The following is a 25,483-nucleotide window of genomic DNA, read 5'->3' as shown; positions in this document are numbered from 1 at the left end:
TAAGGAACTGAGATGTCAGAGCAAAAACCACAAGTCGCTGAGCAAGCGCAAGAACTCAATAGTGAGTTACAAGCTCGTCGGGAAAAACTGGCTGCACTGCGGGAGAAGGGAATTGCTTTCCCTAATGATTTCCGCCGTGAGCATCTCTCTGACCAGCTACATGCTGAGTACGGCAGCAAAGAGAATGAAGAATTAGAAGCGCTGAATATAGAAGTCACTGTTGCTGGCCGTATGATGACTCGCCGTATTATGGGGAAAGCATCATTTGTGACGCTGCAAGATGTCGGTGGCCGTATTCAACTGTACGTTTCCCGTGATGACCTGCCGGAAGGCGTGTATAACGAAGAATTCAAAAAGTGGGATCTGGGCGATATCCTGGGTGCGCGCGGTAAGTTGTTCAAAACTAAAACCGGTGAGTTGTCTATCCACTGTAGTGAATTGCGTTTGCTGACCAAAGCACTGCGCCCATTGCCGGATAAATTCCACGGCCTGGCTGATCAGGAAACGCGCTATCGCCAGCGCTATCTGGATCTGATCGCTAACGATGAGTCCCGCAATACATTCAAAGTTCGTTCGCAAGTGATGGCCGGTATTCGTAGCTTCATGGTGGAAAAAGGCTTCATGGAAGTCGAAACACCTATGATGCAAGTGATCCCTGGCGGTGCTTCAGCACGTCCGTTTGTGACTCATCACAATGCGCTGGATATCGATATGTATTTGCGTATCGCGCCAGAATTGTATCTGAAACGCCTGGTTGTCGGTGGTTTTGAACGTGTGTTCGAAATCAACCGTAACTTCCGTAATGAAGGTGTTTCACCGCGCCATAATCCAGAGTTCACTATGATGGAACTCTATATGGCTTACGCGGACTACAAAGACTTGATCGTGCTGACTGAAGAGTTATTCCGCACTCTGACTGAAAATGTGCTGGGCAGCAGTGTGGTGCAGTATGGCGAACAGACATTTGATTTTGGTAAGCCTTTCGCCAAATTGACCATGAAAGAAGCTATTTGCAAATACCGTCCTGAAACCAATGTGGCAGATTTGGACGATATGGACAAAGCTGTGGCAATTGCCGAGTCATTGGGTATTAAAGTTGAGAAAAGTTGGGGCCTGGGCCGTGTTCAATGCGAGATCTTTGAAGAGACCGCCGAGAGCCATCTGATTCAGCCAACTTTCATTACTGAATACCCAGCCGAGGTTTCTCCATTGGCTCGTCGCAATGACGATAATCCGTTTATCACTGACCGTTTCGAATTCTTCATCGGTGGCCGTGAGATTGGTAACGGCTTCTCTGAGCTGAATGATGCTGAAGATCAGGCTCAGCGTTTTGCTGATCAAGTCAGTGCTAAAGAAGCTGGTGATGACGAAGCGATGTTCTACGATGAAGACTATGTTACCGCGCTGGAACATGGTTTGCCGCCAACTGCGGGTCTGGGCATCGGTATCGACCGTATGGTCATGTTGTTTACCAACAGCCATACTATCCGTGATGTTATCTTATTCCCGGCGATGCGCCCGGTAAAATAAGTTTATCCGGTTAACAGTAAATCTTATTAGGGCGCTATGGCGCCCTTTTTACTGAGCAAAACATCCGTGGTTATACTTTGTTTAATCTAATCGCTTAAAATACCGACGCTTAGACTATATCTTCACTTGCCCATGCCAAATAACCGGTTATAATGCAAACCGCACACCGAAGCGGGTGTAGTTCAATGGTAGAACGAGAGCTTCCCAAGCTCTATACGAGGGTTCGATTCCCTTCACCCGCTCCAACTTAACGTCTCGCAGTATCTCCCGAAGTCCATAAAACCCAGTAAATCTGCACTTCTCAGGCTAATCTAGTTATTCCTATATACATGTTCGTCTATTGAAATCTACTTATAGCGGGGGGTATATATGGGGGTATCAAATTGTACCCACCTAAAAGGTACCCCCAGATGAAGCTAAACGCCCGGCAGGTTGAAACAGCCAAACCCAAAGACAAAGCCTATAAGCTCGCGGATGGGGGCGGTTTGTACTTATTAGTCAATACCAATGGCTCGCGTTATTGGCGTTTAAAGTACCGCTTTGCGGGGAAAGAGAAGTTGTTGGCCGTGGGGGTGTATCCAGACGTGTCGTTAGCGGTTGCCAGAGTAAAACGTGACGAGGCTAAGAAGATTGTCGCTGGTGGCGGTGATCCCAGCCAGAACAAACAACAGGAAAAACTAGCCCGACAAGGTGAAGCGACGAATACCTTTGAAGCTATCACCCGAGAGTGGTATCAGCGGCGTTATGATAGATGGTCTGAATCCTATCGTTTAGAAATGATGAGCACGTTTGAAAGAGACGTTTTTCCATATATCGGTTACCGGCCAATCAAAGAAATTAAACCACTTGAGCTAATGGCCGTGCTGTCCAAGTTAGAAAAACGGGGTGCCACTGAGAAAATGCGTAAGGTTCGGCAGCGATGTGGTGAGGTTTGGAAATACGCCATCATCACAGGCCGAGCCGAATATAATCCCGCCCCTGACCTTGCCAGTGCTTTTGCTCCCCATAAACGCGAACACTATCCACATCTTACGATTAATGAAATCCCTGAATTTCTTTCTAGCCTTGCCAGTTATAGCGGCAGCATGTTGGTTAAATTAGCTATGCGGTTGCTGATCCTCACAGGTACCCGCCCGGGTGAATTGCGGCAGGCCGAATGGGCAGAGTTTGATTTTGATAATGCCTTATGGGAGATCCCCGCGGTGCGAATGAAGATGCGTCGGCCACATATGGTGCCGCTTCCGGATCAAGCCATTACGATTCTAAAGCAGATTCAACCTATCAGCGGGCGCTATCAGTTTGTGTTCCCCGGCAGAATACAGCACAGCAAGCCTATCAGTGAGATGACACTCAATGTACTAATCCGACGTATCGGTTATGGCGGCAGGGCCACCGGCCACGGTTTTCGCCACACAATGAGCACTATTTTGCATGAGCAGGGTTTCAATACTGCCTGGATAGAAACACAACTGGCTCACGTCGATAAAAACAGTATTCGCGGCACCTATAATCACGCCCAATATTTGGATGGTCGCAGAGAAATGCTGCAATGGTATGCCGACTATATGGATAGTTTGGAAAATGGCGAGAATGTGATTCACGGCAGATTTGGGAAGCGGGCATAGGGGAGGGATATTGATTATCTGGCTGAAATAGTTATCCAAACTTTTGAAAGGTATCTCAGGCATCTCACGATGCCTTTTTGCATTTTGAGATTATTCAGCCTCGAGAGGCTCGCTGGTGGTTTGATGATAAGTTTGATGTAGCAGGTCTATTTGCTACCATAGGACGAGATTGAGTATTTCTTTTGCAGCGGGTTGATCAAGCACGACAACGGCGTAAATGAGCGCACGGCAATGATCAATGAGATCTTCCACTTCGCGGGGCGAGTTATCGTACATGGCGCACCTCCGGCCGGAGAGTGGTGGCCAGTGATGCTGGCAGGTGAAGAAAAGCGGTACGGCAAGGGGCTTTAGTCGTCGAATCCATGATGACAACCTCTCAGTTGATGGCTTTATCCCACCACCAAGAGCTCCTAATCCCTTTGGGTGGTGGACTGAACGGGGTTAGCAGACCGGTCAACAGAGAACCCGGCGCATCTTTCGATGCCCCCGTCCAGCCCACCATTGTTTTTCACAGGTGTACTGTACCCGCACATAGTAACCGCCTGCGCGGTTGTGCGCTCTGTTTTGTCTCAGGCTGCTAAACCCAGCAACGGATTTTGCCGCTGCGAGGGCACTATATCCGGCCATTCTCTACTGTTCAATTAACCAGTGGTAAATTAGGACAAACATTTTTGTAGATGCGAGAGGGGCCGCATTTGTGGGGGGAATTGATCATTGAGTTTTTGTTTCAGTAAAACAGCCACTTTATATTATGTACATTTGACTCATATTTTTCGACATACTCTCATCATATGTCGATTGTATCGACATGTATTCACAACATGTACATTTACTCAATGATTTTAGACACGTAATCACTATGTGTCGATTGCATCGACATGTTTTCATATCATGTACATTTATTTCATATTTTTCGACATGTGACTTTGAAATTCGCAGATTTAGGTTTATAGTATTTTAATGTCGATAAAAGGATGAGGAATGAACATGATATGGAACCCTACACAACCGTATAATGACCTGCCACGATTGCCGCCAAAACAAGAAATTGAGACTAAGCGTGTACTAAAAGCATGCGTTGAAGCGAGAACTGCACTTGAAGGATTAAAACGGGCGGGCGAGTTATTACCGAATCAGAACCTTCTCATTAATCTAATTCCTATTTTAGAAGCTAAAGATAGTTCTGAGATAGAAAATATTGTGACAACTACTGATAAGTTATTCCAGTATTCCAGTGAGGACAGTAATGCTGATCCTATGACAAAGGAAGCATTAAGATATAGGACTGCACTTTATGAAGGTTATCAAGAATTAAAAGATAGACCGCTATGTGTAAATACGGCATTAAAGGTTTGTAATACGATCAAAAACTCAAAAATGGAGATCAGGAAAATTCCAGGGACAGCATTAAAAAACCAAGCTACTGGTGAGACCATTTATACACCTCCAGTTGGAGATAGAAATATTATAGAATTACTTTCAGATTGGGAGAAATTTATCCATCAAGAGGATGATCTTGATCCTTTAGTTAAATTAGCAGTTACACATTATCAATTTGAAGCTATCCATCCGTTTTCTGATGGAAATGGTCGCACAGGGAGAGTCATTAATTTATTGTTTTTAATAGATAAAAATCTAATCACCTTACCTATTCTTTATTTGAGTCGATACATTATTAAAAATAAAAATAGTTATTACTCCTTATTATTGAAAGTAACAAAAGATGGTGATTGGGAATCATGGATTTTATTTATACTGTCTGCGATTGAGAATACATCAAAATGGACGTTAGAAAAAATAAATGCAATTCGTGAACTAATGGAACATACGTCATTACATATGAAAAATGAAATTAACGATATTTATAGCTATGAATTATTGCAGTGTATTTTCGAGCAACCCTACTGTAGAATACAAAATTTAGTGAGTAATGGGATCGCAAAAAGGCAGACAGCATCAAACTATTTAAAGAAGTTGTGTGAAATAAATATATTGCATGAAATTCACTCAGGAAAAGAAAAGCTCTTTGTTAATTATAATTTAATTAATTTAATGAGCGATGATGAGAATAAATTCTCTCGCTATTTTTGATTTTATGGATGCTATCCATGAATACCAATAGGATGGCATTAATATATCATTTATTCTAAATAACTTACTATAAATTGAGTAGTAGCTTATTGAGGCTGATTCTATATTTCATCTATATGCAAAAATTACATAAATTCAATACATTTATATAACGCAACATCCCCACTCCCCAACTCCAACCCCACACTATTCACCCCCTTCACCAATCTACAAGATCACCCCCACAACCCTTGCCCGCTCTGGCCTCAGCCTCTCTGAACACTCCCCCTTAGACTCTTCAGCAACTGTTCAGGTGTTCAGTTTTTAATACCTACCTTCCATGAGCTAATGAACACCTCTGAATACTGACTGAACAGTTATTAGTAAACTATTCAGTCGGTTTTTATCTTTGTATTTCAATTGATTAAATCTATTTCTGAACACTCTGAATAAGCCAGAGGTGAGAAATAATTAGTAGGGTGGCTCTTCCGGTTGCGGATGGTGGGGCAGTGCCAGGGCGGGGAGCCAGTCATTGGCGGTGTCGGATAAATCCATGTTGTAGCGGAAGCCTTTGTCTGTTCTGGCTTTTTTGTATTCTGCGCCAAATTCTTTCATTACTTTGGGAAAGTCTTTGCCGAATTTGGTTAACGATAATGAACGCTGATGGCCGTAAGCCTCCATATAAGCCAGATAAGCGTGATACAGATAAATGCGTGGGGCGCGAGGGAAAATTGCCAGCGTTCTCATATACATACCGACCGCCTCGCCCAGCTCGACAATATGGGCGCAGAAACCATAAAGCGGATCGGCATCCCGCTTAACCCCCATCGCCTCCCGTGAATCTCGCTGCTCAAGTAGCAACTTTCGCGCCTTGTCCTGATCGACGCATTCGGCCAGCAGGCAGCGATCACAGGAGTCGGTATTACAAGATAATCTTTTGTATTTACTACATTTTAAAATCCCGTGCCTGAGATGTGCCCCCAATTATGCCCCCAAATACTTTTGCTTGATGGCTGGGGTGCTGAATTGAAATGGGCTGTGCTGGTGGCTCATAAAAGGATAGTTACCCGCAATGCTTTAAGGGACATTTTTGGATGGGTCGTCTCTTGCCATGAAGGCTCATAGCCGGTGGCTAAAGCAAAGATCTAGCCACAACAAGTATTACCGATAAGTTGTAATGCATCGTGTTGCGATTTATTTGCCGAGTCTCTTACTGGCGAACTTGTAAGAAAGGCTTACAGGTTACATTTTGCTCAAGCTCGCCGGTAGGTATCTGAGGTAAGTTTTCTCTATCTCCCTCGGCGTTTATTCGCCCTTATTCAGGTACTAAATTCCTGAAAGTTCGTTAATTAGGGAGGGGTGCCGATCAATCATTATCAATAGCTTAAGTGAACTACCTGATGGAATTCTTCTATGTTGCTCCCATGCTTCAACCAATGAAGGACTCACTCCCACAAGGTTTGCAAAATCTTTTTGCTTATACCCTGTTTTCTTTCTAATTTCTTTCACATCGGGGATGGGAATTTCTGTAACTCTGCCCGCTTTTAATTCATCATGACTAATAGCTACAGCCTGCTTCGCGGATGTCATTAAATCATTGAAAAAATCACTCATGCCATACTCCCTTTGATTTGTATTATCACATCTTTGAATTGCTGTTTCTCACGACTCGTCAGCGTATCTTTTTGATTTTTTGGGTAGACAGTAAAAAGCCATATCCTGCCTTGCGGTTCCTGATAGTAATAAATAACGCGGACTCCACCACTTTTCCCTTTCTGGCCAATAGCAAATCTTACCTTTCGTACGCCGCCAGTCCCCACAATTAATGCACCCGAAGATGGGTTTAATAACAAAACTTGCTGAAATTCTCTGAACTCATCTTCGGTCAGTAAGATATCCCGTTGTTTGGAAAAAAACGGCGTTTCAATAAACTGCAAAAAATCCATTATGTTGTCATCCTTGACGTCGCCTGATCTTAGGCTGTGTTAATTTTAGTCTTACATGGTAAGGATTTCAATCTATTTATTACGTCATTGCAGAAAAGGCATCTCACGATGCCTTTTGGCATTTAGGGGTTATTCGGTCTCGAGAGGCTCGCTGGTGCCTTGATGATAAGTTTGATGTAGCAGGTCTATTTGCTGTTGTAGGACAAAGTTGAGTATTTCTTTCACTTCCTGCGATTCGAGTGTGATAACAGCGTGGATCAGTGCACGACAGTGATCGATAACTTCTTCTAATTCCGGAGGCGTATTATCGTACATGGCGCACCTCCGGCCGGAGAGTGGTGGCCAGTGATGTTGGCAGGTGAAGAAAAGCGGTACGGCAAGGGGCTTTAGTCGTCGAATCCATGATGACAACCTCTCAGTTGATGGCTTTAAAATCACCACCAAGAGACGCTAACCTCAAGAGGGTGGTGAGCTGAACGAGGTTAGCGTAACCGGTCAACAGAGAACCCGGCGCATCTTTCGATGCCCCCGTCCAGCCCACCATTGCTTTTTCACAGGTGTAACTGTACCCGCACATAGTAACCGCCTGTGCGGTCGTGCGCTCTATTGAATTCCGGGACGCTAATCCCGGCAGCGGAATTTGCCGCTGCGGGGCACTATATCCGGCCATTCCCTACTGTTCAATTAACCAGTGGTAAATTAGGACAAACATTTTTGTAGATGCGAGGGGGGCCGCATTTGTGGGTGTAATATGTATGTAATTCATCAATATTAATTATTATTTAGACTCAAATATTAGTTTTTAATAAGATTAAAATTAGCTAATAATCAGCTTGTTGTGTTGACCATACTTACATATAGCTCTACTATTTGACCATAACAGCGGATGTGATCACTTATAAAAGTGAGGAAACGATGGTCAAGGTTGACTGGTCGAGGAAAGCGGTTAAGCAATTACTTTCAATAGATGTCAGATATCGAAAATCCATCAGTGAAAAAGTGAATAAACTGGTAAATTTCCCTGCTGTTGATTTGGATATCAAAAAGTTACAGATGGGTACTGGCCAGTATCGGATGCGAGTGGGGAATTACAGGATTATTTTTCAGATTATAGAGGGAACCCCTGTGATATGTACGATCCAGGAAGTGAAACGCAGAACCACAACAACCTATTAGGCTAGCTCAGTAGATTTCCCCTCAAAGGCATGGCGTTATTTTCTCAACTAAGGTGAATAAGATGGCAAAACTACAATACATTCATGATGAAGCAGGAAAGCCTCAGTTTGTGGTCTTACCCATTGCCGAATACCAACAGCTTATCTCTAATGCAAAGTATGAGGATATTCCCTATATTGCTGATAACGATGATGATCAGACCATCCCGAATGAGGTTGTTCAAATCATGGTAAACGATGGTGTCAGTTTGCTGGCAGCATGGCGTATCTACCGTGGTTTTTCGCAATATGAAATAGCAGAACTGCTTGGCACCACGCAATCCGCTGTATCCCAATGGGAAGCTGTAGATTCTCGCCCGCAGAAGAAAACCAGAGAGAAATTAGCAGCAATTTATAAATGCCGGGCGGCACAGATGATTTTGTGAGACAGAAAGTAAAAACGCCTCTATATAATATTATTAATACCGGAAGTTAGCGGTTGGTATGTCTACTGGGTAAGTATCGATTTTCTGTTAGAAGAAATAGACAACAAAATAGAGTCAAATATTTAAAGTCGGTCGTCAAAACTGTTACCACTGTCATTGGCTAATTTTAGTTTTTTACATATCATTTAGGAAATGCTTCTTTGCAATCAGGGATATGATGAAAAACCGGATACTGATCATCACCAGCAGCTTTGATCGCACATGTGACTACATCATGGCACGATACAAAGACATTGCTTTCTTCCGTTTAAATACAGATAACTGTTCAAACTATAGAATTAGTTACGATTTATCAGGGTTTAGAATCAAAGATAGTTCTGGTGATGAACTAAATTCAGCTAACTGTAAATCAATTTACTACCGTAAACCTGCATCTGAAGATCTTACTGGTGTGATTGACGCCCAGTATCAAGCCTTTTCTCACAAAGAAAGCCATTCGCTTATTGAAGGCATCGTTGAGAGTTTTTCTGGCCGATGTTTATCTAAGCCATCGGTCATGCGCAGAGCTGACAATAAAATTCTTCAGGCTTATTTAGCACAACGTGTTGGTTTTATTATTCCTGATTTAGTCATTACTAATGATAATTTAGCAATTTCTGCTTTAGAAGAACACAAGGCAATTGTTAAACCTTTATCAATAGGATCAGTCTCTTATGATAATAAAAAGGAATATGTTCAGACTAACGAGTATAATCTTAATATCAATAACGATAGTTTGAAATACTCTCCAGCATATTTTCAAAAATATATTAGTAAAGATTATGAAGTTCGGGCGACATTTGTATGTGAACAGGTATTTTCAGTAAAAATTGAATCAGAAAACAAAATAGACTGGCGCAAGAAAAACAATAATGTGAGTTATGAAATTTTTGAACTTCCAGAGGATATATATAATAAATGCCTGAAATTCATGTCCGAAAATAATATTAATTTTGGTTGTTTTGACTTCATTATTAATCAAGGTACTTGGTATTTCCTTGAAATGAATGCAAACGGTCAATGGGCATGGCTTGAGTTTGAGACGGGTATGATTATTTCTAAAGCTATAGTGGACTACTTGAATGATGAGTAAATTTTTATTGATATTCAATTATCTACCATTTTTTCATATTTCCAACGATCAAAATTTTGGGACCTATAACGACCTTGATACTGCTCGTTATTCTCTGTTCTCGCTACCTTGGGGAAAATCTATTTTTTATCTTTTTACTCTGTATAAAAAGGATGATTCATATCATGTGGATTGCTACAAAAAACTTTCTTTTGATCAGGTCCAAAGCCGGGTAAAACCAAGTGAGATTGAGGAAAAAGTTGCTGTTTATAAGGAACATATAACCGGTATCTCTGACCAAGAAAGGGAGCGGCAAGAAGAATTTTTAAAAATCCGTATTACGGAGCTTACGGGGGCACTCTACTCACTACATAACAAAGTATCTTTCTACTCCACTATCGGTTTAGCACTACTTGGTTTTCTTGGGTATCTGTTAGGTGAAATTATCAATTCTAATGCTCCGATGGTAATGACATGGATTCTCTATACTTTATGGGGGGTTTCATCACTTTATGCATTAAATTTAGCATTATTTATTATTTCCTCTATTGCCATTAGTTCATTTTATCAATCTAGCTTTGGTGATCTAAAAAAAGATCCCAATAAAGCAGCATTGGCAATTTCTTTTTATAGGGATTGGTATGATATAAAAGATGCCGTCAGATATATCGCTAGTTTGGTAAAAAATATTGAAAAGTATCTTTATCGACTAATTTCCATATGTATTGTTACTTGGGTTTGTGTGTTTTTTATATCCAACTTCGGTTGGCATGAGTCTGAAAAATATTTCCATGCAGAAATTTATTATGATTTTGTCAATACAACAAAACTTAATTTTCAGCCGTTAGTATGACTAACATAATAGGGGTTAGATAGTATGAAGCCATACATTATGAATTATAGTGAAACGATCACTATGAAACAGTCTGTTGCGATCCAAAATACAAATATTTTGGATGTTACCACAAGAACATTCACTATTGAGACTGATGACCACGATGAAATTTTAGGGCTTGCAACAATAATTACTGAGCGGATTGAAAACTCAGATCGTGACGAAATAAGTGCATATTCTACTTTTCAAACAAATATAGTTGAAAATAGTGACAAAGATGAAATTTCCTGTGCTGGCACGATGGTCACTGCGGTAATTGAGAATTCTGATACTGATGAGTATTTGTTATTTTCAACAATGGAAACGAGAGAGTTAGAAGCGGCTGATTCGGACGAGATTTCTTATTTTATGTCTGATTCAACTATCATGACTAAAGTATTTGAAGCTACGGATAATGATGAATAATTCTGTTGTTATTCATTAGTGTATAGGCCCTTCCTAAGATAATTGTGGTCGGGCTAAATTGACTCCCCCACTCCCCAACTCCAACCCCCTACTATTCACCCCCTTCACCAACCTACAAAATCACCCCCATAACCCTTGCCCACTCTGGCCTCGCCCTCTCTGAATACTTCCCCATCAGACTCTTCAGCAACTGTTCAGGTGTTCAGTTTTTAATACCTGCCATCCACGAATTAATGAACACATATGAATACTGACTGAACAGTTATTAGTAAACTATTAAGTCAGTTTTTATCTTTGTATTTCAATTAATTAAATCTATTCCTGAACACTCTGAATAAGCCAGAGGTGAGAAATAATTAGTGGGGTGGCTCTTCCGGTTGCGGGTGGTGGGGCAGTGCCAGGGCGGGGAGCCAGTCATTGGCGGTGTCGGATAAATCCATGTTGTAGCGGAATCCTTTGTCTGTTCTGGCTTTTTTGTATTCTGCGCCGAACTCTTTCATCACTTTGGGAAAATCTTTGCCGAATTTGGTCAATGATAATGAACGCTGATGGCCGTAAGCCTCCATATAAGCCAGATAAGCGTGATACAGATAAATGCGTGGGGCGCGAGGGGAAATTGCCAGCGTTCCCATATACATACCGACCGCTTCGGCCAGCTCGACAATGTGGGCGCAGAAACCATAAAGCGGATCGGCATCCCGCTTAACCCCCATCGCCTCCCGTGAATCTCGCTGCTCAAGTAGCAACTTTCGCGCCTTGTCCTGATCGGCGAATTCGGCCAGCAGGCAGCGGATCACCACCGGCAGTTCTGCCGCGATTTTCTCGCCGATCAGCGGATCTTTATCCACCTCTTTTACTGGATGGTTGAACGCGAAAATCACCCGCCGTCGGGCAATACCGCCTTGCCGCTCAGTGAAACTCATCGGCTCGTTATTGGTCGCCAACACCACGGCGGTTATCAAAGTGCTGAATTGTTTCTCATATTTGCCGTCGATTTCCACTAAATCCCCGCCGGTGATGGCTTTTATACCCGCCCCCTCGCCGACATATTTCACCTGATCGGGCAGCGTAATCAGGCTTTTGCCGACAAACTGCGCGCGCCCTCTGGCCTGATCAAGCGCCGCCATATTGCCGGAGGCGGTGTTCTGACGGCCTGCCAGCAAGGTGGCGATGTGGGTATCCGCGATGAATGGGGTAAACAAGCAATGTATGCATTTGAAGGACAGCCCACATCACAGAAGAAAGGCTGCCCAAAAAGTGCTTTCCTTGCTTTATGTGAGGCTGGATTCATTAAAGGTATTAGTAAAGGGAATTATGGCGCCCCCAAAGAGAGTAAGAATGGTTATTATGCAATAGCGGCAGCGAAGGCACTGTTGGTAGATTCCTCACTTAGTAAGAAAGCTTTATGGAATATTGCGCGTGAAGGTATCGTAAAACCAGCAATTAATGAAAATAATCAAATTGAGGTTATTATAGCGCTATATAAACATGAGCCATGCTTGTTAACAAGTCCCTAAAAGATAGGGCTGAGAGATGAACGTTATATATTGCCATGTACATAAATTATATCGTTCGACATGTCTGTCGAGTATTTGAGATATGGGTGAGGTGAGTTTGAATCAGTTACTCTATCGATGGGTGAAAATTGATCAGCGACGGCAGTAATTAGAGCAGAAGTTAGGGGCTGTGATATTCCCCCGGATAATATTACTCAGGCAGTCAGGGAGCCGATGGAAGGAAAGGTTACATATTATGATCCTTACCGTGATTATAAAAAGTTTACTGTTCCACATATGGCCAAGCATTTTGGTTATTCTTACCAGAAAGAATTTCGGATCGCATTTAGGTCACGTTACCCCGTTTCTGCAAACTTGGAACCAGTTTATCTTTCAATTGATTACATGAAAGATTACGCCGATCTTATTCACCTCTAATATAAAACTTACATTCAAAGTAGCTTTCAAAAAACACAATTAATATATTGTATAGATTGTTCAACCCTGCTTAAGGGGGGCCCTTCTTATAAGGGTAAATAATTGGATTTAATCTAAGTAAAAAATGCCCAGAAAAATACCTTCGTTTTATCTTCCGATAAAGTGAATTCCCCCAAACCCAAGTGAACGCTTCTGGGGGTATAATTGGGGGTATTAAAAATATAGTGAAATTAATAATTGTTTAAATACAATTTGATAGGTTTGTTGTTATGTTCCCTTCACCGCTCCAACTTAACGTCTCGCAGTATCTCCCGAAGTCCATAAAACCCAGTCATAGCAAGGTCTAGGCCACTGTTGTTGTCTCTTGACGGCTATTGTTGCTCACGGGAATCCACATACAAACGTGTATAGTTATCTGTATAGAAATTCTCTACACTCCAAATTCTATACAGTGCTGGCCGCATAGAAAACTAGACCAACAGATAAGCAGATAAATAAAAATTAAGCAGATAACAGGTATCGGCAGATGCCTTTCAATGTGACTTATTCCAGCGGTAAACTCACCAGTGGTTTGACTTCGCGCAGGACGAATGTCGTTTGCATCTCTTTAATCCCCGAAAGTCGGCGGATGACCGACATCGCGAAAGTGGAAAAACTGTCGAGATCCTCGGCCACCACTTGCAGCAGAAAGTCCGCATCCCCTGCAACGGCATAGCAAGCAATCACCGGTTTTAGCGCCCCAACCTGCATTTCAAACAACTTCGCTTCTTCTTCATTGTGACTGTCAATTTTCACCCGAATAAAAGCCAAAATCCCCAACCCTATTTTCCGTCGATCAATATTGGCTTGATAACCGGTAATAATGCCGCTTTCTTCCAACTGCTTCACCCGCCGCCAACATGGGGAGGTCGCCATCCCCACTTTATCGGCCAACTCTTGGTTAGTCATCCGGCCCGTGTGCTGTAATTGTTTTAAAATTTTTATATCTGCCGGCGTTATTAATGATGTTGGCATTTTCTACCTGATTATTGTTTTGTATGGGTATGATTTACCCATATTAGCGGAATGAAGCTGATAAAAGAAAGCACTTACCTACGCCGGAGAGATAAGATCTTGGGTACAAATCATCAGGAAAAGGGTATGGCTGTGGCAGAACAAATGCGGATTGCAATTATTGTTAATCCTGAGCTTCCGGTTGGCTTGATTGCTAATACCACTAGTGCGGTGGGGATTGGTCTGGCGGCAAAATTTCCACAATTGGCGGGAGCAGTATTATCCGATTTGGGGGGGAAAGAAATTGATGTTAGCTCAAAATTGCCGGTACCTATTTTGCAAGCGAATGCTGTACAGATAAGAGAAGTTTTGCTGAAAGCTTTGGCGGCGACTCATGAGCGGGCGATTGTGCCTTTTCCTGCATTTGCGCGCTCGATGCACAGTTACCAGGATTATGAAAAGGCGTTTCCATTACATTCTTTGGCTGATGAACAGTTGGATGGTTTGGGATTAGTGGGGCCGGAAAAGTGGGTGCGCTCATTGACTAGCGCGTTAAAACTGTTGCGTTAAGCTTTTGTTTATTAATATGAAAAATAAGCGGGTTCAAGAATCGAACCCGCGGCTAATGACTGGCAGTATGTTTCTTCGTCGATTAACCAAGCTGACTTAACTGCAATGTATGACTGGCAACCCCGTTGATATACAACTCGCGGCGCTCGTGCTCCGGGAGAGTTATTGTCAGTTCATGCCAGGCGGGTTGATAACTTCCCGTGCGGCTGAAAGTCATATCAATGCGGTGATTATCCGTTGTCACCTGCCAGCTCAGCCATAATGCATGACCTTGCTGCCAGCGGTGGCTTTCACCATCATCTTCAAACAGCATCCCACTAGATTGGCCGCCCCCTTTCGTCGGGTACAGCACTAACTCGCGTTGGGTATCTTGCGCAGCATTCACAAAAGCAATACGTCGTGACAGCGGCAGCGCGGCACCGGCCCGCACTAACAGAGGTAGGCGCTCCAGTGGCGCTTCTAAAACAATAGTTTGCCCGCCGCTATACCACTGTCCAGTATAGAAACAATACCAACCGACATTATTATCTGGCAAATAGACCTGACGTTGGCGCTGGCCCGATTCCACCACACTGGCAACCAGTAAATCACGGCCCAACATAAAGTCGTCATTTTCCTTAAACGTGCTGCTATCATGCTCATGATCGAGGAAAGTTGGGCGCAACATCGGCTCATCATCATGAGTGGCTTGCCATTGTAATGTGTAAAAGTAAGGTAATAGCCGATAGCGCAGCGCCATTGCATCGCGAATCATTGGCGTGGCAGCGGGATACATCCACGGCTCATTGACAGTATTATCGTCATTCCATGAGTGTATGGTAAATCGCGGATGCATCACGCCGTTTTGTACCCAGCGAATAAATAATTCAGCTTCCGGTTTATCGCCCGAAAAACCGCCGACATCATGGCCGAGGTTATACAACCCAGATAGGCTCATGCCCAGCCCCATGCGGATGTTATAGCGCAGAGTTTGCCAACTGGTGCGGTTATCACCACTCCAGGTTTGGGCGTAGCGCTGCATCCCGGCACAGCCGGAGCGTGATATCAAATATGGGCGCATTTCTGGCGCGAATGCCTGTTGAGCTTCCATTGAGGCCCGCATCATCAGCAGAGGCATCACCGGCCTGATGTGTTTGATGGCGATGGATTCACCGAATCCATTACATTGCGCTTCGCCATCCCACACTTCGTATTCATTATTATCATTCCAGGTGGAGCCAATCCCCAGCTCTAGCAGTTGCTTAGTGACGTTTTCCTGCCACCAATCCACGGTTTTGGGGTTGGTAAAATCAAGGTGAGAACCTTCATCATCCCAAAATGAAGAGCGCTCCGGCAGCCCGGTTTCACCATCACGAATAAACAAACCGCGCTCTGCAACTTCCTGATATTTATGATGATCCTGCAATAAACACGGTTTGATATTGGCCGCCAGTTTGATACCAGCTTGCAGGAACGCCTGGCTCATCACCTTGGGCTGCGGCACTTTGTCGTTATTCCAGTTAAAGACATAGCGCTTATTATTGATGGAGGTGTAGCCGGATGAGAGCTGGAATGAGTCACAGGGAATATCATGCTGCTGACACAAAGTAATGAACTTTTGTAACTGCACCTGTGCATCGGGGGCATCGGTGTAGTGCATGGTGGAGCCGCTGTAGCCGAGGCTCCATTTCGGGCCAAATTGGGTTTTACCCGTCAGACGAACAAAGGCTTTAGTGACATCCAGCACTTTCGGGCCGAGGAACATATAGTAATCAAGGTCACCCGCTTCGGCCTGATAACGGCGATAAGCCAGATGATAATTATCAATCTCGTTACCTAAATCCAACCAACAACTGCTTAAATTGTCATAAAACAGGCCGAAACTCACATCATCGCGGCGAGTAATGGTGAACGGAATATGCTTGTAAAGTGGGTCAGTGCTGGCGGCGTTGTACCCCATGGCATCTAAATTACGCATTTCAAAACGGCGACCGGCCCGGTTAAGGTCACCGGCTTTCTCACCCAGCCCATAATATTGCTCATTAGGATAGCGACGCTGATAGTGAGCAATCGCCTCTCCTTGTGGGCTAAGTAAATAAGCGCTGGTTGGTCTATCTGCTGCTAGAGGTTGCCATTCGCCGTGTTGATTTTTATATTCCCACTCCAAATACAGCGGTTGATGAATAGTGACTCGCAAGCAGTCGGTGGTCACTATCAATTGTTGTTCATGGCGCTGCAACTGATAACCCGGCACGGAGAAACCCGCCAGACTCAGGCGATCACGCCCAGACCACGGAACATCTCCTTCTGGCGCGATGCTCCAGGTGCGGTTCAGTGCCAGCTCGCCATTGCGTTTAATCAACACGCGGCAGAGGTTTGGCTCTAATACATACAGACAAAATATATGACGGTCATCGACCAGTAGTTCCAGGTGGTCAGGATATTCATTGATTAATGACCAGTTTTTTAATGTTTTCATCTTAGTTTATCTCTTAAAGGTATCGCATCAGGCGGCCGGTTGGGTTTTATTACGGCGCTCAGCAAACAGGGAGACCAGGAACACGGCACCAATCAAATCGAAGAAGCCCATGGCGATAAATAGTGGGTTAAAGCCGATGGTGTCGGACACGGCACCGATTAATAAAGTAAACAGGAAGCTGGCTATCCAGGCCGAAGAACCCCGTAGCCCGTTGACAGTAGCAACCTGATTTTTATCAAAAGATTCAACTACTAATGCGCTGAGCATGCAGGAGATAACCTGATGACCAAAGCCGCCAATCGAGATTAATGCAATCGCCAGATAGGGGCTTTGGGTAATGGCAACAAAGGCCAGTGAGACCATCATGAAGGCGCCGGTGACTGAACTGGCCACCACCGAGTTAACGCGGCTGCAACCAAACCATTTTTGATAGAGTTTAGTTAAGTAGCCACTGGCAACACTCCCGATATCTGCCGCGAGGAAGGGCAGCCAGGCGAACATGGCGATTTGCTTCAAATCCATGCCGCGCTCGGTCGCCAAATACAGCGGAACCCAGAAACTAAACACGGCCCATGCCGGTTCTGCCAAGAATGCGGGGATAGCAATGCCGTAGAATTTTTTGTTTTTGCTGAGGATAGCTAAGGATTTCAGGAACGGCAGCCGTGGTAATACTGGCTCATTATCCTGATGAATCAGTTCAAACTCTTCTTTACTCAGATTGGGGTGGGTATCTGGTGAATGATAAAAACGCCACCATAACAGCACCCACACCATGGCTAAGGCACCGGAGAAGAGAAATGCACCTTGCCAGCCGAGGGCAACATGGGCCAATACAATAATCGGTGGCGCTAACATTGCGCCGATAGAGAAGCCGACGCCAGCCCAGCCCGCTGCAATCGGGCGCTCTTTTTTCGGGAACCAATCCGAAATAGCTTTGGCGTTTGCCGGTGTGGCGGCGGCTTCAGCACTGCCCATAAAGAAACGCAGTACGGCCAGTTGGAACCAAGTGCCCGCTCCGGCGTGCATCATACACACCACCGCCCAAACACTGGCGCAGATCAGGAACCCCATCTTCAAACCGATGACATCAATTAACCAGCCACAGAGCGGCTGAAATACGGTGTAAGCCAACTGGAATGATGCCACTATCCACGAATATTGTTCAGTGGTCATATTCAGACTGGTTTTTAACTCAGGGGCGAGGATACCCAGCGAGTTACGGGTAATATAGTTAACAGTGACCCCAAGTAGAAATAGCGCCAGCATCCACCAGCGTAATGATTTTATTTTCCGTCGCCCAACAACTTTTGCGGATTGATTAATCTCAACACTCATCCCTGCCTCCTGGTGCCAGTTGGTAGTAAAGTATTAGTCGGTAGCAAATTAACCGGACCAACTTATTATTTTGGTAAGATCCATTTTTGGTTATTAAGATTAAGCTGAGTTTTAATGTGATTCCTCTCACACTAAAATAGGCCAATAAAGTTTAAAGATTTGATATTAGTAGTGTTTTTATTTTTAATCAAAAATAACCGGACTGATAAGTTTTTAAAATTGGTTTACCAAATCTTGATTATTTTGGTTAAAACAAGGTAACTAGCTTAAATTGGCTTTAATACGCATTTTTTTGAAAGTATTTTCATAAGCTGAATAATATTTCAGCATTTGTATTGGGTAACGCCCTGAATAAGGGATTTACTGGTCATGAAAATTTTTTCATTTGCTAATTTGAGAGAGATCACAAAATGAATGGAAAGCTAAAAATACAAGAAATAGCTAATCAGACTGGCCTTTCAATTAGCACAGTATCCAGAGTGTTAGCCGGCAAAGCGAATACCAGTGCGAAAGCAAAACAGCGGGTTATGGCCTATGCGCAGTCGCAGGGAATTTTACAGAATTTATCTAGCGGGCGGTTAATGCTCAATAACATTATGGTATTTGCGCCACACCGGGCTTTTGATGTGCGCACTGATATCTTTTACTACAAAGTCATTCAGGGAATAACTGAAGCGGTCAGTCAACATGAGGTAATGATTCGCTACTGCGGGTTATCTGAAACTCACTGCGATATTTCCCTATTCCTGGAAAAAATGACCCATCCGCAGACGGAAGCGGCAATTATTATTGGCATCGATGACCCACGGGTTCATACCTTAGCGGCTGGTGTGCATAAGCCGTCGATATTAATAAATTGCCGCGACAAAGAAATGTCACTGGACAGTGTGTCTCCTGATCACCAATTGATCGGCGAATTTTCTGCCAACTATCTGATACAACAGGGGCATCGGCGTATTTTAACCTTGCAGTGTTTGCGGCGTAACACCATGGAGTTGCGGCTGGTGGGAATTAAAGAGGCATTCGCCAGCAATAATATGCATTTTGATGATAACCAGCATCTGGTGACCACTCATGGTTTTGGCGCAGAAGAAGCCGAGCAAGCAATCACCGCCTTTATGGCCAGCTGTGAGGATAAGAGCCAGCTGCCGACGGCTATCTTGGCGGGGGGCGATTATATGGCGGTTGGTGCTGTTAATGCGCTGAATAAATTGAATATAAACGTGCCAGAGAGTGTGTCGGTCATGAGTATGGATGGTTTTAATTTGGCTGAAATCCATGATGTTCCACTCACGGCGGTGCATGTCCCGCGCGATGAGCTGGGGGCGGAAGCTATCCAGCTATTACAACGGCGTATATTGCGGCCAGATGCTCCGTTCAGTAATACCCTGTTGCCTGGCAAATTAGTTGTTCGTTCCTCGGTGAAGCAGGTTAACCAGAAAAGAACCCTGCCAGTGGCCAGTAAATCTACGGATCGGTTATATGATTGGTGACGTACAAACAATATCAGAATAATTTTACGCAAATAGAGGCCGATCACCCACAAGTAAGCAGTTACCGCTATAGTTTACTGTTAGGTTTACCCACTTGATGGGGTTGAAAAAATTTAAAATAGACATAAATAGGTTTTATCTAAGTCTGCTGGGGATATACCTAATTGAACATTGAATGTAAGGATATAACCGCATGGAATTCAAAGACTATTATGCTGTTATGGGCCTCGAGCCCACGGCTTCCTTAAAAGAAATTAAAACAGCCTATCGCAGGCTGGCCCGTAAGTATCACCCGGATGTCAGTTCTGAAGCTGATGCTGAGAGTAAGTTTAAAGAAGTTGCCGAGGCTTACGAAGTATTAAAGGATACCGAGCGGCGAGCTGAGTATGACGAATTAAGATTGCACCGTAATGACCCTAGGTTTGGCCAACATCAGTTTGATCAACGACAGGCCGCGGGTGGTCAACAATGGCACAGTCGTGCCGGTGCCGGCGCTCACGATTACTCTGACTTTTTCGAATCCTTCTTTGGTCACCGCGCTTCTTCAGCTCAACACTCATCTCATCGGGCATCTCATGGAGTGCGTGGGCAGGATCTTGAGATGGAATTACCCCTCTTTTTAGAAGAAACGTTAGCTGAACAAACTCGCTCGATCTCTTACAAAATACCGACCATTGATGAATCGGGCTTCCCAGGTGCTGAAACCGCGAAGACATTGAAAGTAAAAATTCCTGCCGGTGTGGGTGATGGTGAGCGCATTCGCCTTAAAGGGCAGGGGGCACCGGGTATTGCAGGCGGGGCCAATGGTGATTTATTCCTAATTATTCGTATTGCACCACATCCGTTGTTTGATATTGATGGGCAGAATTTACAAATAGTCGTACCGCTAGCCCCATGGGAAGCGGCATTGGGGGCCAGTGTTGAGGTGCCGACCCTGACGGGGAAAATTGCCTTAACCATCCCGGCGGGTAGCCAAAGTGGTCAGCGGTTGCGCATTAAAGGCAAAGGTCTGGTCAGCAAAAAAGGAACTGGCGATCTGTACGCAATCCTCAAAGTGGTCATGCCACCGAAACCAGACGAGAAAACGCGGGCGCTTTGGCAACAACTGTCAGAGCAGGCGGCATTTAATCCTCGGACTGGGTGGGAGTAACAGATTATGGCTGAAATAGAAATTACCTACACCCTAACTGAATTATGCCAGTCAACGGGGATAATGCAGGATGAATTGGTCGAGGTCGTCGGGCTGGGTGTGATTGTGCCGTTAGAGCCGACAGACAGAGTTTGGATTTTTGATGCGGATGCATTGAACTGTCTTAAACGCGCCCGGCGCTTGCAAAATGAGTTGGATCTGGACTGGTCAGGTGTCGCCATGACCTTGACTCTGCTGGAGAAAATTGAACAGCTCAAGAAAGAAAACGACCAATTGCGCAGGCAACTTGACCGTTTTGTTCAAACATCTTAATACGGCTAACGCGGGTTGGTGCTCATAGCCCAACCCGATGCCGATTGTTTTATATCCGCGGCCACAATATTCAGCCCTGTTTCGCCGGGTTGGGGAGGGCAGAAAATGCCCCTTTTATCCTATTAAATAGGGCCTCTCCCAATAATTATGATTGCAGCCTTCACGATATTTTCTAACTTTAATGTTTTATTTCAAAAATAGGCCTCAATCCCCACCTAATTCTTGTCAGTCATAACCCTCTAAAGACTGCTGACGCCGCCATCGACCCGAAACTCCGTTCCGACCACGAAACTGGATTCATCCGAAGCCAGAAATACTGCTGCGTGCGCAATTTCAGCCGGTGTTCCCATTCGTTTAATCGGCACTAACTGGCGAATTTGATCTGTCAGTTTTTCTTCTTCACTCCCTGATAACCCTAGCTTTTGCAGGGCCGGAGTTTGTGTCGGCCCTGGGCTTAACCCATTAACCCGAATTCCTCTTGCAGCCCACTCGCCGGATAAGGTGCGCGCAAGAGAAAGCAACCCCGCCTTGCTGGCGGCATACACACTGCTTTGGGGCAAACCAATATGGACACTTGCTGAACCGCAAAGAATGACAGAAGCGGGGTTAGCCAGCAGTGGAAGCAATGATTGCAACAGGAAAAAAGGGCCTTTTAGATTGGTTGATATCACTCGTTCAAAGCTAGCTTCATCCCACTCTTCTATTAGATTGTGAGTCACATCACCAGCATTGATATAAACAACATCCAAACGTGGCCAGCTTTCAGCAAGTTTAGCCGCCAGTTTTGATTGGTCGGCGATATTGCGGGCATCACTTTTTAATAGCCAAACATGCTCTCCGAGTTCGGCATGTACCGCTTGCAATGCGGCTTCATTTCGGCCGGTAATCGCGACAGTTGCCCCCTCGGCCAAGAACTGGCGCGCCGTTTCTAACCCGATACCGCTAGTACCACCGGTAATCAATGCATACTTATCTTTCAAACGATTCATGATGAGCCTTCCTATTGGGAGCAATGGAAGACTATTTTTAATACAAAAGTATCTAAAGTATAGTAGGTACCAATTTGATACTAAGGATGAAACAGGAACGTAATGACAGCTTATCAGCCCCTCGCAGCTAAAAATAAATCGCTATCCGATGGAGTTCGCGCGGAAGAAAAGTGCCCAATGGTGCAATTCGTTGAGCTTATTGCCGGGAAGTGGGCAATTCCTATTCTCTATCGTTTGATCGTGACTGCTGGCCCGATTCGATTTGGCGAGCTACAGCGGGCGATTGCCCCTATTACCCAAAAAGAGCTGACCCGACAACTGCGGGCTTTCGAGCAACGTGGGTTGGTCCGCCGCACAATTTATGCCGAAGTGCCGCCACGTGTTGAATATGAGATTACCTCTTTAGGACAAACATTAAAGCCAACACTGGACTCTCTGGCGCAATGGATGAGGGATAACCATCGAGAACTTAATAACAACATGTAATTCGGAGGGTTAGAAATCAAGAATAGGCTTATTTTTTGGTAATCTATCTATTATCTATCGTGTAAAACAAGTTGGATGTACTACATTTAATAGGCTGCTCACTAATTGTGCAGCATCGAAAATAACAACAATAGTTTCAAGGAGAGAGTATGAGTAAGATAACAGGTTGTTGTTCAGAAGATAGCCATCCAAATAGCCGAAGAACCGTGCTAAAAGCTGCTTTGGGCATCACCGCTGCGGGTGTTATTGGCGGGATTGGGCTAGGGTTACCTCAGATATCATATGCAGCTTCCCTGACACGAGAAGAACGGGATAAATTAACACCCGACCAGATAGTGGAAGGATTGAAGCAAGGTAATAAAAGATTTGTTTCTGGGAAAATGCAGCAACACGATTATCTCGCACAAAAACGCAGTAGTGCAGAGGGGCAATTTCCTTCGGCCGTTATATTGAGCTGCATTGATTCTCGAGCGCCAGCTGAAATTGTTCTGGACACAGGAATTGGTGAAACATTCAATGCCAGGATTGCCGGTAACATTTCTAATGATGATTTATTAGGTAGCATGGAGTTTGCTTGTGCCGCCGCGGGGGCAAAGGTTATTTTGGTCATGGGGCATACTGCATGCGGTGCTGTCAAAGGTGCTATTGATAACGTAGAACTCGGCAACCTGACTGGCCTCCTCGATAAAATTAAGCCCGCGATTGCAACGACTCAATTTGATGGTGAGAAGAGTGGCAAAAACGAAAAATATGTAGATGCTGTTGCGAAGAATAATGTAAAACACACTATTGATGAGATTCGTAAAAATAGCGAAATAATTAATAAATTAGAGAAAGAAGGGAAAGTGAAAATAGTAGGCAGTATGTATAACTTAAATGGCGGTGAAGTCGAGTTCTTCATGTAATAAGTTGAGTTTCTCAATTCCCCTTGAGCGCATTCAAGGGGAATATCAAATATTTTTCAATTTAATATTTATATATCCTTTAATTTTTTTTGTTGACGTAACACCCTTGGTCATAATTAAAATTTGTGATTATATGTTTAAAGCAAGTCTTGCACGATAAAACAGAAGTTTCCATATGGTGATGGGCGTTTTTTAGTTAAACTCCGAGCTATATGAATTATATAAATCAATAAATAGACCTTACAGATAGAAGTAAAAATGACATATAATGTTATTATTATGTTTCAATAATGAATAGCTTTATTTGACATTATTAAACAACATTTATTCCTTGAGTTTTTTAATTATTATTGTATGTTAACTCAGTGGTTGCGTGTATTTTTCTAAATGAATAAAGTAATATATAGATATTTTAAATGGAAGCGTTCCCTTCATAGGGCTGAGTTATTTCATTGTTGGTGATATAGGTTTCAATTGTATTGTTATACAATCTTACTGTTTATTTCTTGCCTATGATTGGAATGTTTTTTGTGTGGGAAAACCATTTAAAACATCAAATATAATTAAAAAATATAATTTAATTGGATTTATTCATTAAGTAAGCACGATACTAATCACTAGTTCTCTTATCACATCTGTAGTGTGATTTATTATTATTAACTGAGTGAATATATTTGTAGGGGTCATATATGTACGTTGATACAGTCTCTGTTGTTTCTGGCAGTAAATTCATTGATATTAATGGTAAAGGGGTGATTGATTATGAAAAAGAGATATCACTGGATTGCTGTATGAATAAAATACATTTCCACTCTAAAAAATTAACCATTGATATTAATGAAAAACAAAAGAGATTGGTGATGTGTCTGTTTAATGATGTTAATAGAAAACAAGATATCATTAAAGTTGTTTGGTATGAGAATCATAAGAGCATTTCAGATAATAATTACCATCAATTAATACATAAATTCAGAGTGCATTTGAAGAATGCTGGCATACCTGATGGGATCGTAAAAACCATAAATAGATACGGACTCAGATTAGACTCTGGGATATTGAGCGCGATGGTATCAAATAATACAACTGATAGGTTTGTTGGTTATTGATAATAGTTGTCTATTTTAATATTAAACTAAAATTCGTATGAGAGGCTAGGGTGTTATCATTTTTTAACCTGATACTTATAACACCCTATAAAGTATTGCTTAATAGAAAAAATATCATATTAGAAATTATTCTCATATCGTACTTTTTTTATCAAGTTAGCGTTGGTTTTAATATGGTAATGGAGAGAAATAAAAGAAAAGTCCCATCATTATATGAGGGGGAATGGAGCAATAACTTTATAAGTAAAACTAAAATGGTAGAGGATATTAAAAACTCTATTATTTTTAAAAGAAAAGACAATGATAAAGAAATAACTCCAGAGATAGTGAATATTTTAAACTCACCAATTTATACTGGTACTCTAAAATTAGTGGGTGTATTGGAGCATACGGATGAGGCAAGCTCTATTGTAATTTTAGAATTTGATGGGAAACAAAATTTATACTTAGAGGGTGATAAAGTAGAGGCTGTTACTATTGTTAAAATATTAAAAGACCGGATTATAATCAATGAAAATGGAGAGCACTACACACTCGTGATTTTATAGATAAATCACCCTGATTTGTTGA

24 protein-coding genes, 1 tRNA gene and 3 pseudogenes are annotated in these 25,483 nt (G+C 43.2%); 18 read left to right on the top strand and 10 right to left on the bottom strand.

Going from position 1 to position 25,483, the window contains the following annotated elements; translation table 11 throughout:
• Nucleotides 1–12: 12 nt before the first annotated feature.
• The 3 genes from lysS to OVO64_RS15055 all read left to right on the top strand — a co-directional run bounded on the left by lysS (nt 13) and on the right by OVO64_RS15055 (nt 3,155).
• Nucleotides 13–1,530: a lysine--tRNA ligase gene (gene lysS, locus OVO64_RS15065; RefSeq protein WP_038631089.1), complete on the top strand. Its 1,518-nt coding sequence runs from the start codon at nt 13–15 to the stop codon at nt 1,528–1,530.
• 171 nt (nt 1,531–1,701) lie between these two features.
• Nucleotides 1,702–1,775, top strand: a tRNA-Gly gene (locus OVO64_RS15060).
• 165 nt (nt 1,776–1,940) lie between these two features.
• Nucleotides 1,941–3,155, top strand: a complete 1,215-nt coding sequence (locus tag OVO64_RS15055; RefSeq protein ID WP_145599033.1) for a tyrosine-type recombinase/integrase — start codon at nt 1,941–1,943, stop codon at nt 3,153–3,155.
• Between the two features lie 90 nt (nt 3,156–3,245).
• Here the strand turns inward: OVO64_RS15055 and OVO64_RS15050 are convergent.
• Nucleotides 3,246–3,431, bottom strand: a pseudogene (locus tag OVO64_RS15050) (hypothetical protein).
• 711 nt (nt 3,432–4,142) lie between these two features.
• On the opposite strand from OVO64_RS15050, the gene fic reads away from it, so the two are divergent.
• Nucleotides 4,143–5,246, top strand: coding sequence for a protein adenylyltransferase Fic (gene fic, locus OVO64_RS15040; RefSeq protein WP_267248877.1), 1,104 nt, complete (start codon nt 4,143–4,145; stop codon nt 5,244–5,246).
• Nucleotides 5,247–5,696: 450 nt separating this feature from the next.
• Here fic and OVO64_RS15035 read toward each other — a convergent pair.
• The 4 genes and pseudogenes from OVO64_RS15035 to OVO64_RS15020 all read right to left on the bottom strand — a co-directional run.
• Nucleotides 5,697–6,131: pseudogene (locus OVO64_RS15035) on the bottom strand (winged helix-turn-helix domain-containing protein); the annotation flags it as partial.
• 420 nt (nt 6,132–6,551) lie between these two features.
• Complete coding sequence (gene nadS, locus OVO64_RS15030; protein WP_050093157.1) at nt 6,552–6,839, bottom strand: NadS family protein; 288 nt, start codon at nt 6,837–6,839, stop codon at nt 6,552–6,554.
• On the bottom strand, nt 6,836–7,171 hold the full coding sequence (locus OVO64_RS15025; protein ID WP_050298748.1) for a type II toxin-antitoxin system RelE/ParE family toxin: 336 nt from the start codon (nt 7,169–7,171) through the stop codon (nt 6,836–6,838). Before OVO64_RS15025 ends, nadS begins: the two co-directional genes overlap by 4 nt.
• Nucleotides 7,172–7,300: 129 nt before the next feature.
• A complete protein-coding gene (locus OVO64_RS15020) occupies nt 7,301–7,486 on the bottom strand; it encodes a hypothetical protein (RefSeq protein WP_267248872.1) in 186 nt (61 codons plus the stop codon).
• 600 nt (nt 7,487–8,086) lie between these two features.
• On the opposite strand from OVO64_RS15020, the gene OVO64_RS15015 reads away from it, so the two are divergent.
• The 5 genes from OVO64_RS15015 (at nt 8,087) to OVO64_RS14995 (ending at nt 11,182) form a co-directional block, all read left to right on the top strand.
• A complete protein-coding gene (locus OVO64_RS15015; protein WP_050870883.1) occupies nt 8,087–8,347 on the top strand; it encodes a type II toxin-antitoxin system RelE family toxin in 261 nt (86 codons plus the stop codon).
• A gap of 61 nt (nt 8,348–8,408) precedes the next feature.
• Nucleotides 8,409–8,771 (top strand): helix-turn-helix domain-containing protein, encoded by a 363-nt coding sequence (locus OVO64_RS15010; protein WP_050298254.1) that lies wholly within the window; start codon nt 8,409–8,411, stop codon nt 8,769–8,771.
• Between the two features lie 214 nt (nt 8,772–8,985).
• Complete coding sequence (locus OVO64_RS15005) at nt 8,986–9,903, top strand: MvdC/MvdD family ATP grasp protein (protein WP_072088414.1); 918 nt, start codon at nt 8,986–8,988, stop codon at nt 9,901–9,903.
• Nucleotides 9,893–10,735 (top strand): hypothetical protein, encoded by an 843-nt coding sequence (locus OVO64_RS15000; RefSeq protein WP_219651610.1) that lies wholly within the window; start codon nt 9,893–9,895, stop codon nt 10,733–10,735. Before OVO64_RS15005 ends, OVO64_RS15000 begins: the two co-directional genes overlap by 11 nt.
• A gap of 24 nt (nt 10,736–10,759) precedes the next feature.
• Entirely contained in the window at nt 10,760–11,182 is a 423-nt protein-coding gene (locus OVO64_RS14995) for a hypothetical protein (protein WP_265525519.1), read from the top strand.
• Nucleotides 11,183–11,538: 356 nt separating this feature from the next.
• Here the strand turns inward: OVO64_RS14995 and OVO64_RS14990 are convergent.
• A pseudogene (locus OVO64_RS14990) lies at nt 11,539–12,360 on the bottom strand (primase-like DNA-binding domain-containing protein); the annotation flags it as partial.
• On the opposite strand from OVO64_RS14990, the gene OVO64_RS14985 reads away from it, so the two are divergent.
• Nucleotides 12,361–12,699 (top strand): DUF6979 family protein, encoded by a 339-nt coding sequence (locus OVO64_RS14985; RefSeq protein WP_416371394.1) that lies wholly within the window; start codon nt 12,361–12,363, stop codon nt 12,697–12,699.
• 960 nt (nt 12,700–13,659) lie between these two features.
• On the opposite strand, the gene OVO64_RS14980 is transcribed toward OVO64_RS14985, so the two are convergent.
• A complete protein-coding gene (locus OVO64_RS14980) occupies nt 13,660–14,130 on the bottom strand; it encodes an Lrp/AsnC family transcriptional regulator (RefSeq protein WP_145509973.1) in 471 nt (156 codons plus the stop codon).
• A 126-nt stretch (nt 14,131–14,256) separates the two neighbouring features.
• On the opposite strand from OVO64_RS14980, the gene OVO64_RS14975 reads away from it, so the two are divergent.
• Nucleotides 14,257–14,679, top strand: a complete 423-nt coding sequence (locus OVO64_RS14975) for a DUF2000 domain-containing protein (RefSeq protein ID WP_186377455.1) — start codon at nt 14,257–14,259, stop codon at nt 14,677–14,679.
• 82 nt (nt 14,680–14,761) lie between these two features.
• Here the strand turns inward: OVO64_RS14975 and OVO64_RS14970 are convergent, their stop codons facing one another.
• Complete coding sequence (locus OVO64_RS14970; protein WP_145509972.1) at nt 14,762–17,137, bottom strand: TIM-barrel domain-containing protein; 2,376 nt, start codon at nt 17,135–17,137, stop codon at nt 14,762–14,764.
• A gap of 27 nt (nt 17,138–17,164) precedes the next feature.
• Nucleotides 17,165–18,472, bottom strand: a complete 1,308-nt coding sequence (locus OVO64_RS14965) for an MFS transporter (RefSeq protein ID WP_145509971.1) — start codon at nt 18,470–18,472, stop codon at nt 17,165–17,167.
• 410 nt (nt 18,473–18,882) lie between these two features.
• Between OVO64_RS14965 and OVO64_RS14960 the strand changes: the two genes are divergently transcribed.
• The 3 genes from OVO64_RS14960 to cbpM all read left to right on the top strand — a co-directional run bounded on the left by OVO64_RS14960 (nt 18,883) and on the right by cbpM (nt 21,427).
• A complete protein-coding gene (locus tag OVO64_RS14960; protein ID WP_050292099.1) occupies nt 18,883–19,965 on the top strand; it encodes a LacI family DNA-binding transcriptional regulator in 1,083 nt (360 codons plus the stop codon).
• A gap of 193 nt (nt 19,966–20,158) precedes the next feature.
• On the top strand, nt 20,159–21,115 hold the full coding sequence (gene cbpA / locus OVO64_RS14955) for a curved DNA-binding protein (protein ID WP_038631124.1): 957 nt from the start codon (nt 20,159–20,161) through the stop codon (nt 21,113–21,115).
• A 6-nt stretch (nt 21,116–21,121) separates the two neighbouring features.
• A complete protein-coding gene (cbpM, locus tag OVO64_RS14950) occupies nt 21,122–21,427 on the top strand; it encodes a chaperone modulator CbpM (RefSeq protein WP_038631126.1) in 306 nt (101 codons plus the stop codon).
• A 239-nt stretch (nt 21,428–21,666) separates the two neighbouring features.
• Here cbpM and OVO64_RS14945 read toward each other — a convergent pair whose 3' ends face one another.
• Complete coding sequence (locus OVO64_RS14945) at nt 21,667–22,416, bottom strand: SDR family oxidoreductase (RefSeq protein WP_038631128.1); 750 nt, start codon at nt 22,414–22,416, stop codon at nt 21,667–21,669.
• Between the two features lie 102 nt (nt 22,417–22,518).
• On the opposite strand from OVO64_RS14945, the gene OVO64_RS14940 reads away from it, so the two are divergent.
• The 4 genes from OVO64_RS14940 (at nt 22,519) to OVO64_RS14925 (ending at nt 25,461) form a co-directional block, all read left to right on the top strand.
• Nucleotides 22,519–22,902: a winged helix-turn-helix transcriptional regulator gene (locus OVO64_RS14940; RefSeq protein ID WP_145510107.1), complete on the top strand. Its 384-nt coding sequence runs from the start codon at nt 22,519–22,521 to the stop codon at nt 22,900–22,902.
• Between the two features lie 149 nt (nt 22,903–23,051).
• Nucleotides 23,052–23,807 (top strand): carbonic anhydrase, encoded by a 756-nt coding sequence (locus OVO64_RS14935; RefSeq protein WP_038631132.1) that lies wholly within the window; start codon nt 23,052–23,054, stop codon nt 23,805–23,807.
• 689 nt (nt 23,808–24,496) lie between these two features.
• Nucleotides 24,497–24,913, top strand: coding sequence for a winged helix-turn-helix domain-containing protein (locus tag OVO64_RS14930; protein WP_038631135.1), 417 nt, complete (start codon nt 24,497–24,499; stop codon nt 24,911–24,913).
• A gap of 179 nt (nt 24,914–25,092) precedes the next feature.
• The gene (locus OVO64_RS14925; protein WP_267248871.1) at nt 25,093–25,461 is read left to right on the top strand and encodes a type II secretion system protein N; all 369 of its coding nucleotides are present in this window, start codon (nt 25,093–25,095) and stop codon (nt 25,459–25,461) included.
• Nucleotides 25,462–25,483 lie beyond the last annotated feature (22 nt).

Source organism: Yersinia sp. Marseille-Q5920 (assembly GCF_946902935.1).
GTDB lineage: Bacteria > Pseudomonadota > Gammaproteobacteria > Enterobacterales > Enterobacteriaceae > Yersinia > Yersinia rochesterensis.
The sequence above is the reverse complement of the archived record's forward strand: the minus strand, read 5'-3'. Positions and strand labels throughout refer to the sequence as shown.